This is a genomic window from Nocardia sp. NPDC102475, from assembly GCF_055584605.1.
The window spans coordinates 44,845-60,354 of record NZ_JBVJLS010000010.1 but is presented as its reverse complement, the minus strand read 5'-3'; the positions used below and the strand labels follow the sequence as shown (position 1 = coordinate 60,354).

Below are 15,510 nucleotides of genomic sequence, written 5' to 3'. Positions count from 1 at the left end.
GCGGCTGGCTGATCAAGCTACCCTGGCGTGCATGGTTTCACCCTCCCGTAGCAGCACCTCTCGTCGACGGCGGGACGACGCGGGAAAATTGTTCATCGGCGTATTGATTCTGCTCGGTCTGGTTGCCAGCGTTTTCCTGGTTTTCAGTGACCGTCTGCAGTTTGTTCGGATCGGCTTGGTGGCGGCGCTGTGGGCGGCCGTCGTCGGCGCTTTGGCCGCGACGCGGTACCGCAAGGAAGCCACGATCGATAAAGCCAAGGTCCGTGACCTGCAGACGGTGTACGAGCTCCAGTTGGAACGCGAGGTGACCGCCCGGCGCGAATACGAGCTCGGCGTTGAGGCGCGGGTGCGCGCGGAGGTGGGTGCCGATGCGGCCGAAATGGCCGCGCTGCGCGCCGAACTCACCGTGCTCCGCGAGAGTCTGCAGCGGCTCTTCGACGGTGATCTGCCGATGGATCGACCCGCATTGCGCGCCGATGCGACCCGGATTCAAGAGTTGCCGAGCGCATTCGGAAATTCGACCAACAATAGCTCGGCGAATGCCGACACCTGGCTGGACATGGCGTTCCAGCAATCCCCCAGCACCTTTACTCCGGTCTTCGAATCGGATCATCCGGAGCCCCCGCGGTTCGCCAGCCCCTTCGACGATCCGGTGACCGCGGAGACCGCGATCGTCTCGGCCGACGATTTCGATGATGCGGATATCGCCGACGCCGAGGTCGACGACTTCCGCGACAACGACCCGCTCACCACCACCGGCGGCTGGGCCGACGCGTTCACCGAGGATCCGGAAAAGACCGGTGTTCCGCCGCGGCTACAGCCGTTGGAGTACACCGTGCCGCCGCGCCTGTCGGAGCCGGAGCCCACCGCGTCCGAAGCCGAGTCGCAGGAGCCGTCCACCCCGACGCCACATCCGGAGCCCGCCCCGCACCCGACGACCAGCGTCCCGCCGCTGGGCGCCGCCACCTCCCGCCGCCGTCGCCGCGTCGATCCGGACGCCGACTCCGGCAACTCCTCGCGCCGACTTTCGGTGGCCGAGATCATGGCGAACCTGCAGTCCGAAGAAAAGGGACGCACCGGGCGCTGATTCCCGATGAGCGGTGACGGTTACGCACCTCCCGGCCACGACGGAGCGAGTCTTACGAGCGACCGTTCGCGAGACATCAGGGGGCCGCGAACACGCCGCGCCGCAGGTGCGGCAATCAAACACAGGCACTGCGTTGTAAATCACGCGGTGCCCCGTGGCATCGGCGAGCCATGGGCCGATATTCTCGGTGCGGAACGTCTGGTACCCGGCTGTCCGGGACTGGAACGACATCGAGAGGACAACGTTGACCTCGAGAAGCGTCAACCCTGACAACGCTGCTTCGGGTGACCCCGCGCCTGCACGCTTGACGGTGGGAATCGTCTCGGCGGGACGCGTCGGGTCCGCACTCGGCGCGGCGCTCGAGCGCGCCGGACACGTGGTGTTCGGCGTGGCCGCCATTTCCGATGCCTCGGTGCATCGGGCCCGCACTCGACTACCCGATTCCGAGATCCTGCCGGTCGAGGAGGTGGCCGCACGCGGTGAACTGCTGCTGCTGGCCGTACCCGACGCCGAACTACCCGGGCTGGTGCGCGGGCTCGCATCCGCGGGGGTGGTCCGGGCCGGCACCATCGTCGCGCACACCTCCGGCGCAAATGGCGTCGGCGTGCTTGCTCCGCTGGCCGAGCGTGGCGTTCTGCCGCTGGCCATCCATCCGGCAATGACCTTCACCGGACACGACGAGGACGTCGCCCGGCTCGGCAATGCCTGCTTCGGCATTACCGCCGCCGACGAAATCGGCTTTGCCATCGCGCAATCGCTGGTGATCGAAATGGGCGGTGAGCCGGTTCGGGTGCAGGAAGAAAATCGCCAGCTCTATCACGCCGCGCTCGCACACGGCAGTAATCACCTGGTCACGGTCATTCTGGACGCGGTCGACGCACTGCGCGCCGCACTGGCTGGCCCGGGCCTGCTCGGCCAGCAGATCGTCGACGATCAACCCAACGGTCTGGCCGAACGCCTGCTCGCCCCCTTGGCTTCAGCCGCGCTCGACAATGCCCTGCGCCGCGGTCAGTCCGCGTTGACCGGCCCGGTAGCGCGCGGCGATACGGATGCCGTTGCCGCCCATCTGACGGCTCTGGAAGCGGTCGATATCCGGCTGGCCGCGGGCTATCGCGCCATGTCGCTGCGCGCGGCCGAACGCGCCAAGACCAATCCGGCTCTGATCGAGCTGCTGGAGGGAGGCCGATGATGGATCCGAAATTGCCCGCCGCGAGCGACGGGCCCGGAGGAGGCAGCTTGCGTAACCATGGAGGGCCCCGCGAGCGGCGTATCGGGTCCAGCGCTTACCGGCGTGGCGAGCTGACCGTGCACCACGATCCTGAGGTGATCGCCGCGGTCTCCAAGGCCCTGCGCGGCGTCGGCCGTACCGTCGGCCTGGTGCCGACCATGGGCGCGCTGCACGAGGGGCATCTCGAGATCGTGCGCCGGGCCAAGCGGACCAATCAGGTGGTCATCGTCTCGATTTTCGTGAATCCCCTGCAGTTCGGTGCGAACGAGGATCTGGACAAATATCCGCGGACCCTCGACGCCGACGTCGAGTTGCTGCGCAACGAGGGGGTGGAGCTGGTATTCGCGCCGAGCGCGTCGGATATGTATCCGGACGGCCCGCGCACCACTGTGCATCCGGGCCCGATCGGCGCCGAGCTCGAAGGCGCCAGCCGCCCGACGCATTTCGCGGGCATGCTGACGGTGGTCGCGAAGCTGCTGAATATCGCGTGCCCGACCGAGGCGTTTTTCGGGGAGAAGGACTATCAGCAGCTCACGCTGATCCGGCAGATGGTGCGCGATCTGAATATGGACGTCAAGATCGTGCCGCTGCCGACGGTTCGCGAACCCGACGGCCTCGCACTGTCCTCCCGCAATCGGTATCTCGATGCGGCACAGCGCGAATCGGCGCTGGCCCTGTCGGCGGCGCTCGCCGCGGGTCGGCATGCGGGCGCGCTCGGCGCCGAAGCCGTGCTGGCGGCCGCGCGCGCGGTGCTCGACGCGACCGCAGGTGTCGATGTCGACTATCTCGAATTGCGGTCGTCCACACTCGGCCCCGCCCCCGCGAACGGCAATGCGCGACTGCTCATCGCCGCCAAGGTCGGCTCGACCCGCTTGATCGACAACACGGCCGTCGCACTCGGCGCCCCCGTCGATGGTGGCCATCCCACACTTCCCGATTCGCGCACCGCCGCGACCGACTCCCAGCCTGCCCAGGCCAATATTTAGGAAGGGCGACAGCGATGTTGCGCACCATGATGAAGTCGAAGATCCACCGCGCCACGGTGACCCACGCCGATCTGCACTATGTCGGCTCGGTGACCGTCGACCAGGATCTGCTCGACGCCGCCGATCTGCTCGAGGGTGAGCAGGTCTGCATTGTCGATATCGATAACGGCGCCCGGCTGGAGACCTATGTGATCGCCGGTGAGCGCGGTTCGGGCGTCATCGGGATCAATGGCGCCGCCGCCCATCTCGTGCATCCCGGTGACCTGGTCATCCTGATCGCCTACGGCATGATGGACGAGGCGGAGCTGAAGGAATACGCCCCGAAGGTCGTCTTCGTCGACGAGCACAATCGTGCGACCGATCTCGGTTCCGATCCGGCGCATGCCCCGGCGGGTTCCGGTCTGGTCACTCCGCGCTCACTGACCACCGTCTGATGCTGCTGGCCATCGATGTCCGAAATACGAGCATCGAGCTCGGATTGTTCTCGGGCAGTGGTAATCACGCGCAGCTGGTGCGGCACTGGCGGATGCATACCAATCCGCTGCTGACCGCGGACGAATTCGCCATGCAGGTGCGCGGATTGGTCGGTGATCAGGCCGAGGAGATCGTCGGAGTTTCGGCGTTGTCCACCGTGCCGCCGGTACTGCGCGAGATCAGATCGATGCTCACTCGCTATTGGGATCATGTGCCGCATGTGGTGGTGGAACCCGGTGTGCGAACTGGTATTCCGCTGCTCGTCGACAATCCCAAGGAAATCGGCGCGGACCGCATCGTGAACACCCTTGCCGCACATCATCGATTCGGCACTGCCGCGGTTGTCGTGGATTTCGGCACCGCCACCACCGTTGATCTGGTGTCGGCCAAGGGCGAGTTTCTCGGCGGTGTGCTCGCACCGGGTGTGGAGATCTCCAGCGAGGCGCTCATCGAGCGTGCCGCATTGCGCCGGGTGGAGTTGGCGCGGCCGCGTTCGGTGGTCGGCAAGAACACCGTCGAGGCCATCCAATCCGGGGCGATATTCGGCTTCGCCGGTTTGGTGGACGGTCTGATCGATCGGATTCGCGATGAATTCGACGCATTCGCCGGTGACGATGTCGCGGTGGTGGCGACCGGTGCCACCGCACCGTTGATCGTGCCGGAATCGGAGACGATCGACCACCACGAGCCGCATCTCACATTGACCGGATTGCGCCTGGTCTACGAGCGCAATCAGCGCCGTAAGGGTAGTTGATATGCCCACCCGGAGTGCTCGCGCATGACCTGGCGCTTTGCCGGCGGTTTTCGCGCTGATACACTCGCATCCGTGTATTCCCGCGTGAGCACCCAGGAGTGTTGTCGAGGCTGACCTGCCTCGACCGTTCGAGGCTGACCAAGTCCCTCGACCGTTGACATACTCCTGGAGATTCGCTGATGCGTTCTTCTGTTCTTTCTCTCGATTCCGCACGTAATGCCCTTTCGGCTACTCCGCCGTTGGATCGTGCCGTCTCCTCCGCATTACCCACCCGCCTGCGTCCCGCCGATCTGCTCCGGCTGACCGACGAGGGCGCCGAAGACGTGCTCGCGGGACGCTACGACCATCTGTTGCCGGCCAATGGAATTTGGCCCGCCGATGAGCGCTGGGCCACCCGGCTGCTTTCCGACGACGAGGTCGATGTCTGGCTGATCAGCTGGACTCCCGGCAAATCCACCGAATTGCACGACCACGCTGGTTCGCTCGGCGCATTGACCGTGCTCAGCGGCGCGCTCTCGGAATTCCGCTGGAACGGAACGGAACTGCGCAGGCGCACGCTGACCGCGGGAGACCAGGCCTCGTTCCCGATCGGCTGGGTGCACGATGTGATGCGCGCATCTGCTGCCGTGGAATCTGCCGGGCCGCTCGATCCGACGCTCAGCGTGCACGCTTATTCACCGCCGCTCACCGCCATGTCCTATTACGAGGTGACCGGCCACGGCACCCTGCGGCGCTCCCGAACCGTCCTCACCGACCAGCCCGAAGGTGATATGTGATGCCCCGTTTGTCCATCGATCAGATGCTCGAGAACGCGCGGGCCCGCCTGAATCGGATCTATGCCTTCGAAACGCCGCAGGCGCTCGATCGGGGCGCGATTCTGGTCGATATCCGGCCGCAGGCGCAGCGCGCGCGTGAGGGCGCACTGCCGGGTGCGCTGGTGATCGAACGGAATGTCCTGGAATGGCGTTTGGATCCGTCGAGTTCGGCCCGGCTGGCGCTGGCCACCGATCACGATGTGGAATGGATCGTCGTCTGCTCGGAGGGCTTTACCTCCAGTCTCGCCGCGGCCGCGCTGCAGGAACTCGGTCTGCATCGGGCCACCGATGTGATCGGTGGCTATCAGGCATTGAAGGCCGCCGGTCTGCTCAGTGTCGGGGTCCGGGCGCCGCACTTCGCCCGCGAGGTCGAGGCGTTGGCAACACTGTAAATTCAGGCCGAACCACTTCCATCTCGAAACATACAGGCGCGCAATGGCTTTCGGATGATTGCCGGAGCGCGCCCGCTATTCGGCGTGCCGGAGAAGGTTGCGAAACAGGACATGACGGACCGTTCCGGGCACGTCTGATTCGTTAGCGGCCGGTCGTGCCCGGGCGGCCCGCAAATCGATTTCCGGTGCCCGCTAGTGTTGTTGAACGTGAGCAACCCGAACACGCCTTCATCCGGTCGCTCCGCGGGTTCGGTTCCTGCGGGGCAAGCCAACCGTCCCGCGCCCGCCGCGGACGATGTTCCGGAGCAGATGCGGATTCGGCGCGAGAAGCGCGAGCGGTTGATCGCCGATGGCGGTGATGCCTATCCGGTGGTGGTGCCACGGACACATACTCTCGGTGAAATTCGGGCCGCCTATCCGGAGCTCGAGCCGGACACCCAGACCGGTCTGCAGGCCGGTGTCGCCGGGCGTGTCATTTTCCTGCGTAATACCGGCAAGCTGTGTTTCGCGACGCTGCAGGAGGGTGACGGCACCAAACTGCAGGCGATGATCAGCCTCAACGGTGTCGGAGCCGACGCGCTGGCGGCCTGGAAGGCCGATGTAGACCTCGGAGACTTCGTATTCGTGCACGGCGAGGTGATCTCCTCACGAACCGGTGAATTGAGCGTTATGGCCGATTCCTGGGCCATGTCGGCCAAGGCCCTGCGGCCGCTGCCGGTGGCGCACAAGGAGATGAACGAGGAGTCGCGGGTTCGGCAGCGCTATGTCGATCTGATCGTGCGCCCAGAGGCCAGGGAAATGGCCAGGACCAGGGTCGCGGTGGTGCGCGCGATGCGCAACGCGCTCGAGCGCCGCGGCTTCCTCGAGGTGGAGACACCGATGCTGCAGACGCTGCACGGCGGTGCGGCGGCGCGACCGTTCGTCACCCATTCCAATGCCCTCGATATCGATCTCTACCTGCGAATTGCGCCCGAACTGTTCCTCAAGCGCTGTGTGGTGGGCGGCCTGGAACAGGTCTTCGAGATCAACAGGAACTTCCGGAACGAGGGGTCGGACTCCACGCATTCCCCGGAGTTCGCAATGTTGGAAACCTATGAGGCATACGGCACCTACGATGACTCCGCACGGATGATTCGGGAATTGGTGCAGGAAGTTGCCGAGGAGGTCTTCGGCACGCAGGTGGTAACCCTTGCAGATGGCACCGAATACGATCTCCGCGGCGAGTGGGCGACGGTCGAGATGTACCCCTCGCTGTCGGACGCACTGGGTGTATCGGTGACTCCGGAAACTTCGATCGAGGAATTACTTGCACTCGCCGATCGGGTCGGACTCGAAATTCCCGAGGACAAGGGCTATGGCCACGGCAAACTTGTCGAAGAACTGTGGGAGCACCAGTACGGTGACAAGCTCTACGCCCCGACTTTCGTGCGTGACTTCCCGGTCGAGACATCACCGCTGACCAGACAGCATCGCAGCAAGCCCGGAGTTACCGAGAAGTGGGACCTCTATGTGCGCGGCTTCGAGTTGGCAACTGGCTATTCGGAGTTGGTCGATCCGGTGATCCAGCGCGAGCGGTTCGTCGATCAAGCGCGGCTTGCCGCACAAGGTGATGACGAGGCGATGGCACTCGACGAGGACTTCCTCGCGGCGATGGAGCACGGCATGCCTCCGACAACGGGTACGGGTATGGGAATCGATCGCTTGTTGATGGCACTCACGGGATTGGGAATCCGGGAAACGATACTGTTCCCAATTGTGCGTCCAGTCACTCGCTGACGATCGGATTGCATAGTTCGGCCCTCGTCTTGGAATTTTTCGAATTCGGGGTATTCTTGCCTCGGGTAATCGGCCTAGTATGCGGGTCGCACGATTTCGAGAGGACGTTCATCTCATGGCAAAGAAGGTCACCGTTAGCCTGATCGACGATGTCGATGGTGAGTCCATCGCGGACGAGACCATTGAGTTTGCGATCGACGGTGTGTCGTACGAGATCGACCTGTCGTCGGCAAATGCGGCGAAGCTGCGCGACGGCTTGGAAGAGTGGGTTTCGAGTGCTCGGCGGGTCAGTGGTCGGCGGCGGGTCAAGGCTGCGGTCGCTGCTCCCGGAGCTGCAAAGAGCCGGGTCTCGATCGATCGTGAACAAAGCGCTGCAATTCGCGAGTGGGCGCGCCGGAATGGACACAAGGTGTCCGCGCGGGGTCGTATCTCGGCCGACATCACCGATGCGTACAACAAGGCCGCGAAGGGCTGAGTTCTTATTTAATTGGGCTGCCGCCCGGGCGAATCGTGCGACGCCCGGGCGGCGGCTCGTTTGTGATAGGCCTTCGATATGAGGAAGGTTCGGAGTCGACTCGATCTTGCTCGCGGTACCAGGACGCGGCACCATGGAACTGTGCGAAGAGCGTCACTGGCGGTATGGAGAGATGAGGTATCGGCGCAGTGACTGGTTTCGTCGGATCGCTACTGCGATTCACTGATGACTCGGGTCGGCAGCAGGAGTTCATGCTCACCCCGGACCAGCACCGCGTCACCATCGGGCGTTCCCCGCAGGCCGATCTGGCGCTGCGCTGGGACGCGGAGGTGTCGCGGCTGCATGCGGCCGTCGAATATCTAGGCGCGCACTGGACGATCGTCGATGACGGCCTGTCCCGCAACGGCACCTTCGTCAACGGCGAGCGACTCGTCGGGCGGCGGCGGCTGATGGCGGGCGATCGGATCCGGGTCGGTACCTCGCTGGTCTCGTTCCACGATTTCGGCGGCGTTGTCGACGATGCGACGCGGACCTCGACCGGCACTATTCCCACGCTGCGCTCACTGACCGATACCCAGCGCGCGGTGCTGGTCGCGCTGTGCCGTCCGTATAAGAACGGCGCGGGTTTCGCGACCCCGGCTTCGAATCAACAGATCGCCGAGGAATTGTTCCTCAGCGTCGATGCGATCAAGACACATCTGCGGGCACTGTTCGCCAAGTTCGGTGTGGAAAATCTGCCGCAGAATCAGAAAAGAGTCCGACTGGCCGGTTTGGCCATGCAAAGTGGATTGATCTCCGACCGAGACTTGTGACGCGGGCGGGCGTGGACTCTCGCTTAGGTCGTCGAGCGCTTGAACCATGGATGGTCGCGACGGTTAACGGTGTACTTGATTCATCGCCGGACCGAGCAAATCGGATCAGGTCCGGGTTCCGAGGCAGGAGAAATTCATGTTCGCGCTACGACTCGCCGCGCTGGTGGCGGCCACCCTCGCAACCGGCTTGATCGCGGGCGTTTTCTACGCTTATGCGATATCGGTGATGCCCGCGCTGAACCGCACCGACGATCGCGCGCTGATCGATGTGATGCAGAAGATCAATGTGGTCATCATCAACCCGTGGTTCATGCTCGGATTCCTCGGCACCGTCGGCTTCACACTGCTCGCGGCGGCGCTGCACTTGGGCAAGGAACACCGCACCACCCTGATCTGGCTCGGTGTGGCCCTGGCACTCAATGTGATCGCCTTCGCGGTCACCTCCGGATTGAATGTCCCACTCAACGACCAACTCGCGGCGGCAGGCGACCCGGCCCAGATCGGTGACCTGGCAAAGGTCCGCGCCGATTTCGAATCCGCTTGGGTCCGTTGGAATATCCTCCGCGCCATCCTGCACACACTGGCCTTCTTGGTGCTGACCGGGGCACTGTTCGTGGCAGGTATTCAGCACGGTCGCACGCAAGCCGCGGGTACGGTTGGCGCACAGCAGGTTTCGCAGTCTCGGCCGATGTCGAGCGTCGGTCCGCAATCCGCCGGACAGCCGTACCGGGCGCCGATCATGGCTCAGCAGTATGGATTCGGACAGACCGGCTCGCAGCCGCTGGGTGCGCATTCCCTGGTGTAGGAACCCACCCACTAGTTCTCTGCCGCCGTCGGCGAGCCGATCAGTGATCGGCTCGCCGACGGCGTTCGGCTGCGGCGACCTGTTCCAGGAAGGCCGTTCGGTTCCACGGGCGCGGGACGGACAATGCCGAAGTCGCGGCTCGCACCTGCTCGACAAATCGGGTCCGAGCGTTTCCGGCGGATCACGAGGTAGCCGATTCGCCACTGCCGCAATGTTGATCGCTCGGCGCGAGCCAGCCGGAGTAAGCGAGATCGATGCCGTACGCCTCCCGAATCGACGCCGGTAACTCGCACCGTACGAACACGGTCGAAACGCTACCGGATGCATAGCCGGTGAGCATCGGGCGGGGAACGAGATTCGTATGCCGACTTGCTCGAACTGCCCTCGGGGCGGCGATAAGTTGCGCTACGTTCTGGAACACGTTCCAGATTTTGGAGGTCTCCATGCGGCGTGTTTCCGGGTCCGCAATCGTCGTTGCCGTGCTGGCCGTGCTGTGGGTTGGTGCGGGTGGTAGTGCGCAGGCCGAATATCCGGTCGACTACAACTTCTTCGCCGGAATTCCGAATGAGCTGGTGAATCACGGTGGCTCGCTGCCGGGTTCGAATGATTGGGGGTGCCGACCCAGTGCGGCGCATCCGAATCCTGTTGTGCTCGTGCACGGTACGGGTGGTGGGGCACAGACGAATTGGGGACTGTACGCGCCGCTGCTCGCGAACGAAGGTTATTGCGTCTTCTCGCTGACCTACGGCGCCTACGATCTGCCGTGGCCGATCTCCGCGGTCGGCGGGATGCTGCCGATCGAGCAGAGCGCCGTGCAGTTCGCGGCGTTCGTGGATCGGGTGCTCGCGGCGACCGGGGCGAGCAAGATGGATGTGGTCGGGCATTCGCAGGGCACGGTGCTGCCGAACTACTACGCCAAGCGGCTCGGCGGTGCGGACAAGATCGATGAATATGTATCGATCGCACCGGCCTGGCGCGGTACCAACGCGGGCGGCGGGGCGGATGTGGCCACATTCGCCGACCGTCTCGGCGCCGGGCCCTACTTCCAGGCTGCGGCGGGTTCGCTGTGCCAGGCCTGCACCGAGCTGTTACGCGATTCAACCTTCCTGCGGGATCTCAACAGCGACGGCGTCTACGTTCCCGGCATCACCTACACCAACATCATGGGCAGCCTGGACGAGATCGTCGTCCCGTACGACTCGGGCTTCGTGCCGGGGCCGAACGTGACGAATATCGTGGTCCAGGACGGATGCGCGATCGACTTCTCCGAACATCTGGCGATCGCGGGCAGTCCCCGCACCGCCCGCTTCGTGCTCAACGCCCTCGATCCGGCGCATGCGCGCGAGGTGCCGTGCGAGTTCGTCCCACCGTTCACCGGGTGACACCCACGGCTGGGAAGCGGCGACCGGCGATTTCGCTGAGGGCAAAACCTGCGCGGAAACGTATCCCGCAACTAGCACGTTATGAGTGAATGACCGTGTTGTCGCCGGTCCCCAATAGGGTGGACTGGAGGCGGCGTAATCCCCTGCCAACTAGAGTGGAGGCCGGGGCCGCAACCCCCGGGCTTCATGGCAGGCTGACGCCACGGAAGCGTCGGATGCCAGAATTTCGGAGCAGGAGAGTGAGGGAGCGATGTTCGAGAGGTTCACCGACCGCGCGAGGCGCGTCGTTGTCCTGGCCCAAGAAGAGGCCCGGATGCTCAACCACAACTACATCGGCACCGAGCACATCCTGCTTGGGTTGATCCACGAGGGCGAGGGCGTAGCGGCGAAGTCGCTGGAATCCCTTGGTATTTCGCTGGAGGGTGTGCGCAGCCAGGTGGAGGAGATCATCGGCCAGGGCCAGCAGGCTCCGTCCGGTCACATCCCGTTCACCCCGCGTGCCAAGAAGGTGCTGGAACTGAGCCTGCGCGAGGCGCTGCAGCTCGGCCACAACTACATCGGCACCGAGCACATTCTGCTCGGCCTGATCCGTGAAGGTGAGGGTGTCGCGGCGCAGGTGCTGGTGAAGCTGGGTGCGGATCTCAACCGGGTGCGCCAGCAGGTCATCCAGCTGCTGTCCGGATACCAGGGCAAGGAGCCGGTGGAATCCGGTTCGCGCGGCGAGGCCGGTACCCCGTCCACCTCGCTGGTGCTCGACCAGTTCGGCCGCAACCTGACCCAGGCCGCCCTCGAGGGCAAGCTCGACCCGGTCATCGGCCGCTCGAAGGAAATCGAGCGCGTCATGCAGGTGCTGAGCCGCCGCACCAAGAACAACCCGGTCCTCATCGGCGAGCCCGGTGTCGGTAAGACCGCCGTGGTCGAGGGTCTGGCCCAGGCCATCGTCAACGGCGAGGTCCCGGAGACGCTGAAGGACAAGCAGCTCTACACCCTCGACCTGGGTTCCCTGGTCGCGGGCAGCCGCTACCGCGGTGACTTCGAAGAGCGCCTGAAGAAGGTGCTCAAGGAGATCAACACCCGTGGCGACATCATCCTGTTCATCGACGAGCTGCACACGCTCGTCGGTGCGGGTGCCGCCGAGGGCGCGATCGACGCCGCTTCGATCCTGAAGCCGAAGCTGGCCCGCGGTGAGCTGCAGACCATCGGTGCGACCACGCTCGACGAGTACCGCAAGTACATCGAGAAGGACGCCGCACTCGAGCGCCGGTTCCAGCCGGTCCAGGTCGGCGAGCCGACGGTCGAGCACACCATCAATATCCTCAAGGGTCTGCGCGACCGCTACGAGGCGCACCACCGGGTGTCCATCACCGATGGCGCGCTGGTGGCCGCGGCAACCCTGGCCGACCGCTACATCAACGACCGGTTCCTGCCGGACAAGGCGATCGACCTGATCGACGAGGCCGGTGCGCGCATGCGCATCCGTCGCATGACCGCCCCGCCGGACCTGCGCGAATTCGACGACAAGATCGCCGATGCGCGCCGGGAGAAGGAAAGCGCCATCGACGCGCAGGACTTCGAGAAGGCGGCGCGGCTGCGCGATAAGGAAAAGCAGCTGGTCGCCAAGCGCGCCGAGCGCGAAAAGCAGTGGCGCTCCGGTGATCTGGATGTCGTGGCCGAGGTCGATGACGAGCAGATCGCAGAGGTGCTGGCCAACTGGACCGGTATCCCGGTGTTCAAGCTCACCGAGGAGGAGACCACCCGTCTGCTCCGCATGGAGGACGAGCTGCACAAGCGGATCATCGGCCAGGAGGACGCGGTCAAGGCCGTGTCGAAGGCGATCCGCCGCACCCGCGCCGGTCTGAAGGATCCGAAGCGTCCCTCGGGCTCGTTCATCTTCGCCGGTCCGTCCGGTGTCGGTAAGACCGAGCTGTCCAAGGCGCTGGCGAACTTCCTGTTCGGCGACGACGACGCGCTCATCCAGATCGATATGGGTGAGTTCCACGACCGCTTCACCGCATCGCGGCTCTTCGGTGCCCCGCCCGGGTACGTGGGCTACGAAGAGGGCGGCCAGCTCACCGAGAAGGTGCGCCGCAAGCCGTTCTCGGTCGTTTTGTTCGACGAGATCGAAAAGGCACATCAGGAGATCTACAACACCCTGTTGCAGGTCCTCGAGGACGGTCGTCTCACCGACGGCCAGGGACGTACGGTCGACTTCAAGAACACCGTGCTGATCTTCACCTCGAACCTGGGTACCTCGGACATCTCCAAGGCGGTCGGCCTGGGCTTCACCCAGTCCAACGCCGAGGGTTCGAACTACGAGCGGATGAAGCTCAAGGTCAACGACGAGCTGAAGAAGCACTTCCGGCCCGAGTTCCTCAACCGCATCGACGACGTGATCGTCTTCCACCAGCTCACCACGGATCAGATCGTGGAGATGGTGGATCTGATGATCAACCGCGTCGCCACGCAGCTGAAGAACAAGGACATGGAGATCGAGCTGTCCCCGCAGGGCAAGGCACTGCTTGCCAAGCGCGGCTTCGATCCGGTGCTCGGCGCCCGGCCGCTGCGCCGGACCATCCAGCGCGAGATCGAGGACCAGCTGTCGGAGAAGATCCTCTTCGGCGAGATCGGTCCGGGACAGACCATCGTGGTCGACGTCGAGGGCTGGGACGGCGAGGGCTCCGGCGAGAACGCCAAGTTCACCTTCACCGGCAAGGCGAAGCTGACCAAGGCGGCAGCCACCGAGGAGAAGCCGGAGGTCGTGCTCACGGGTGCGGGCGAAGGCACCCCCACGGCCGAGGCCGCCGGCGAGTAAGTCGCAACGGCTAGAAGATGCCGCCCACCGGATTTTCCGGTGGGCGGCATTTTTTTTCTGGAATTCGCACGCTCGAGCAGCGGCGTACCGTGGGGAGCGGTCATTCGGACAACTATCACGGGGGTGCTAGGTGACAAATTCAGATCTGACATCGATCGCGGTTCTGCTGGATCGGTCGGGTTCCATGCAGGCGATCAAAACCGATACCGAGGGCGGCTTCGATGCCTACATCGAAGAACAGCGCAAGGTGCCGAAGACGACGCTGGTGACGCTGGCGCAGTTCGATACCGAATACGAACTGGTCTATGCGAATCGGCCGATCGCCGAGGTGCCGCCGCTGAGCCTGCAGCCGCGTGGCGGAACCGCACTGTACGACGCGGTGGGGCGGCTGGTCACCGATATCGGCCGGGAACTCTCGGCTCGACCCGAGCACGAGCGGCCGGGCACGGTGATCGTCGTTGTGCTCACCGATGGGCACGAAAATTCCAGCCGGGAATGGACGCATGCCGCGGTGCGGGCCCTGATTACGCAGCAGCAGGATGTGTACTCCTGGGATTTCGTATTCCTCGGCGCGAATATGGATGCGGTGGCGGTGGGGTCCGAACTGGGATTCGATCCGCGGCGCTCGCTGACCTACGGCGCGACACCGGCCGGAGCGGCCGGGGCATTCGCGTCGGCTGCGGCATATTCGGCGCGGCGCAGTATGGCCGCGCCAGGACAGGCGGTGGATGGATTCACCGATGCCGAACGTCAGGCGGCCAATCCGGACGGGCAGTAGTTTCGCAGGCAATGTCGGGCGCGCATATCAGCACAGCGCCGCAGTCGCGAGAATTGCGACCGCGGCGCTGTGGCGGGGTCAGGGCTTCCGGTCAGACAGACGAGTTCGTGAACAAGGCCAGTGCCGGGGCGAAGGCTTGGGCCAGTTCGCCGGGGACGATCAGTTCATCGATGCCGTACTTCTCCCTGCGGTATTCGAGCACCTCGGCGACCGTGGCCGGATCGCCGTCGAGCACACCCGCCGATCCGGCCGCGCGCAGTCCGTCCGCGGTGAGTCCGAGCCGCTTGCTCAACCAGAACGGCAGTTCGTCACCGATGCCGACCAGTTGATGGGTGAAGCGCACATCGCGATCGGTATTGTCGCGCACGATCCGGACCATCTCGGCGAGATCGGCCTCGGTCGCATCCGGTCCGGCGGCAAGTAGCACTCGATCGGCGAAACCTGCGGCGACAGTGAGCATTCGAGGTCCATTCGCGGCAACGACGATCGGTGGCACCGGATCGACCTGTTCGCGAACGGCATGCACGGTGGCGATGAGTTGCTCGCGGCGCTGGGCCGGCGAACCCCAAGGCATGCCGAGTCGTTCGGCCTCGGCGTTCGCATCGGGACGCCCCGACCCGATGCCGAGTTCGAATCGTCCGTCCGAAAGCAGTTGCAGTGCGGCGGTTTCCCGGACGGTGGCGGCCGGATTGCGCAGGGGAGCGGCCAGGACGTTCGGGCGGAGTCGGATGGTGGTGGTCACCGCGGCGGCGGCCGCGAGTGCGGGGAAGGGGGACGGGGTGTTCAGGGTGTCCGGAAGGAGGATCGTCTGGTAACCCTGCTGTTCGGCGCTTTGTACCGCACGTGCCCATTCGGAGCCCGAACGCGGTGTGATGATGATGCCGAAGGTGATGGTCATGGTGCGGTCTCCCGTGATTCGGGTCGAATGAGTCAT

The 15,510-nt window shown here is 64.6% G+C and carries 15 protein-coding genes; 14 read left to right on the top strand and 1 reads right to left on the bottom strand.

Going from position 1 to position 15,510, the window contains the following annotated elements:
• Nucleotides 1–31 precede the first annotated feature (31 nt).
• The 14 genes from ACZ60G_RS19410 to ACZ60G_RS19345 all read left to right on the top strand — a co-directional run bounded on the left by ACZ60G_RS19410 (nt 32) and on the right by ACZ60G_RS19345 (nt 14,576).
• Entirely contained in the window at nt 32–1,087 is a 1,056-nt protein-coding gene (locus tag ACZ60G_RS19410; protein WP_465811438.1) for a DUF6779 domain-containing protein, read from the top strand.
• A 244-nt stretch (nt 1,088–1,331) separates the two neighbouring features.
• A complete protein-coding gene (locus ACZ60G_RS19405; RefSeq protein ID WP_465811437.1) occupies nt 1,332–2,276 on the top strand; it encodes a Rossmann-like and DUF2520 domain-containing protein in 945 nt (314 codons plus the stop codon).
• Between the two features lie 47 nt (nt 2,277–2,323).
• Entirely contained in the window at nt 2,324–3,301 is a 978-nt protein-coding gene (panC, locus tag ACZ60G_RS19400) for a pantoate--beta-alanine ligase (protein ID WP_465811436.1), read from the top strand.
• 14 nt (nt 3,302–3,315) lie between these two features.
• Entirely contained in the window at nt 3,316–3,735 is a 420-nt protein-coding gene (gene panD / locus ACZ60G_RS19395) for an aspartate 1-decarboxylase (protein WP_040686161.1), read from the top strand.
• On the top strand, nt 3,735–4,529 hold the full coding sequence (locus ACZ60G_RS19390) for a type III pantothenate kinase (protein ID WP_465811435.1): 795 nt from the start codon (nt 3,735–3,737) through the stop codon (nt 4,527–4,529). Before panD ends, ACZ60G_RS19390 begins: the two co-directional genes overlap by 1 nt.
• Nucleotides 4,530–4,708: 179 nt before the next feature.
• On the top strand, nt 4,709–5,305 hold the full coding sequence (locus tag ACZ60G_RS19385) for a cysteine dioxygenase (protein WP_465811434.1): 597 nt from the start codon (nt 4,709–4,711) through the stop codon (nt 5,303–5,305).
• A gap of 8 nt (nt 5,306–5,313) precedes the next feature.
• Nucleotides 5,314–5,736, top strand: a complete 423-nt coding sequence (locus ACZ60G_RS19380) for a rhodanese-like domain-containing protein (RefSeq protein ID WP_364489266.1) — start codon at nt 5,314–5,316, stop codon at nt 5,734–5,736.
• A gap of 309 nt (nt 5,737–6,045) precedes the next feature.
• Nucleotides 6,046–7,512: a lysine--tRNA ligase gene (gene lysS, locus ACZ60G_RS19375; RefSeq protein WP_465811603.1), complete on the top strand. Its 1,467-nt coding sequence runs from the start codon at nt 6,046–6,048 to the stop codon at nt 7,510–7,512.
• 115 nt (nt 7,513–7,627) lie between these two features.
• Nucleotides 7,628–7,987 (top strand): histone-like nucleoid-structuring protein Lsr2, encoded by a 360-nt coding sequence (locus ACZ60G_RS19370; protein WP_040686163.1) that lies wholly within the window; start codon nt 7,628–7,630, stop codon nt 7,985–7,987.
• A 251-nt stretch (nt 7,988–8,238) separates the two neighbouring features.
• The gene (locus ACZ60G_RS19365; protein ID WP_465811602.1) at nt 8,239–8,799 is read left to right on the top strand and encodes an FHA domain-containing protein; all 561 of its coding nucleotides are present in this window, start codon (nt 8,239–8,241) and stop codon (nt 8,797–8,799) included.
• Between the two features lie 136 nt (nt 8,800–8,935).
• Nucleotides 8,936–9,604, top strand: a complete 669-nt coding sequence (locus ACZ60G_RS19360; RefSeq protein ID WP_465811433.1) for an anthrone oxygenase family protein — start codon at nt 8,936–8,938, stop codon at nt 9,602–9,604.
• A 443-nt stretch (nt 9,605–10,047) separates the two neighbouring features.
• On the top strand, nt 10,048–10,986 hold the full coding sequence (locus tag ACZ60G_RS19355; RefSeq protein WP_465811432.1) for an esterase/lipase family protein: 939 nt from the start codon (nt 10,048–10,050) through the stop codon (nt 10,984–10,986).
• 250 nt (nt 10,987–11,236) lie between these two features.
• Nucleotides 11,237–13,798, top strand: a complete 2,562-nt coding sequence (locus ACZ60G_RS19350) for an ATP-dependent Clp protease ATP-binding subunit (protein WP_465811431.1) — start codon at nt 11,237–11,239, stop codon at nt 13,796–13,798.
• A gap of 130 nt (nt 13,799–13,928) precedes the next feature.
• Nucleotides 13,929–14,576: a vWA domain-containing protein gene (locus tag ACZ60G_RS19345; protein ID WP_465811430.1), complete on the top strand. Its 648-nt coding sequence runs from the start codon at nt 13,929–13,931 to the stop codon at nt 14,574–14,576.
• Nucleotides 14,577–14,667: 91 nt separating this feature from the next.
• Here the strand turns inward: ACZ60G_RS19345 and ACZ60G_RS19340 are convergent, their stop codons facing one another.
• On the bottom strand, nt 14,668–15,474 hold the full coding sequence (locus ACZ60G_RS19340; RefSeq protein WP_465811429.1) for an LLM class flavin-dependent oxidoreductase: 807 nt from the start codon (nt 15,472–15,474) through the stop codon (nt 14,668–14,670).
• Nucleotides 15,475–15,510 lie beyond the last annotated feature (36 nt).

Bases quoted from the DNA above. Each gene is read 5' to 3' on its own strand.
- ACZ60G_RS19410 (WP_465811438.1), top strand. From the start codon at position 32: ATGGTTTCACCCTCCCGTAGCAGCACCTCTCGTCGACGGCGGGACGAC.
- panD (WP_040686161.1), top strand. From the start codon at position 3,316: ATGTTGCGCACCATGATGAAGTCGAAGATCCACCGCGCCACGGTGACC.
- ACZ60G_RS19390 (WP_465811435.1), top strand. From the start codon at position 3,735: ATGCTGCTGGCCATCGATGTCCGAAATACGAGCATCGAGCTCGGATTG.
- ACZ60G_RS19385 (WP_465811434.1), top strand. From the start codon at position 4,709: ATGCGTTCTTCTGTTCTTTCTCTCGATTCCGCACGTAATGCCCTTTCG.
- lysS (WP_465811603.1), top strand. From the start codon at position 6,046: ATGCGGATTCGGCGCGAGAAGCGCGAGCGGTTGATCGCCGATGGCGGT.
- ACZ60G_RS19370 (WP_040686163.1), top strand. From the start codon at position 7,628: ATGGCAAAGAAGGTCACCGTTAGCCTGATCGACGATGTCGATGGTGAG.
- ACZ60G_RS19365 (WP_465811602.1), top strand. From the start codon at position 8,239: ATGCTCACCCCGGACCAGCACCGCGTCACCATCGGGCGTTCCCCGCAG.
- ACZ60G_RS19360 (WP_465811433.1), top strand. From the start codon at position 8,936: ATGTTCGCGCTACGACTCGCCGCGCTGGTGGCGGCCACCCTCGCAACC.
- ACZ60G_RS19355 (WP_465811432.1), top strand. From the start codon at position 10,048: ATGCGGCGTGTTTCCGGGTCCGCAATCGTCGTTGCCGTGCTGGCCGTG.
- ACZ60G_RS19350 (WP_465811431.1), top strand. From the start codon at position 11,237: ATGTTCGAGAGGTTCACCGACCGCGCGAGGCGCGTCGTTGTCCTGGCC.
- ACZ60G_RS19340 (WP_465811429.1), bottom strand. From the start codon at position 15,474: ATGACCATCACCTTCGGCATCATCATCACACCGCGTTCGGGCTCCGAA.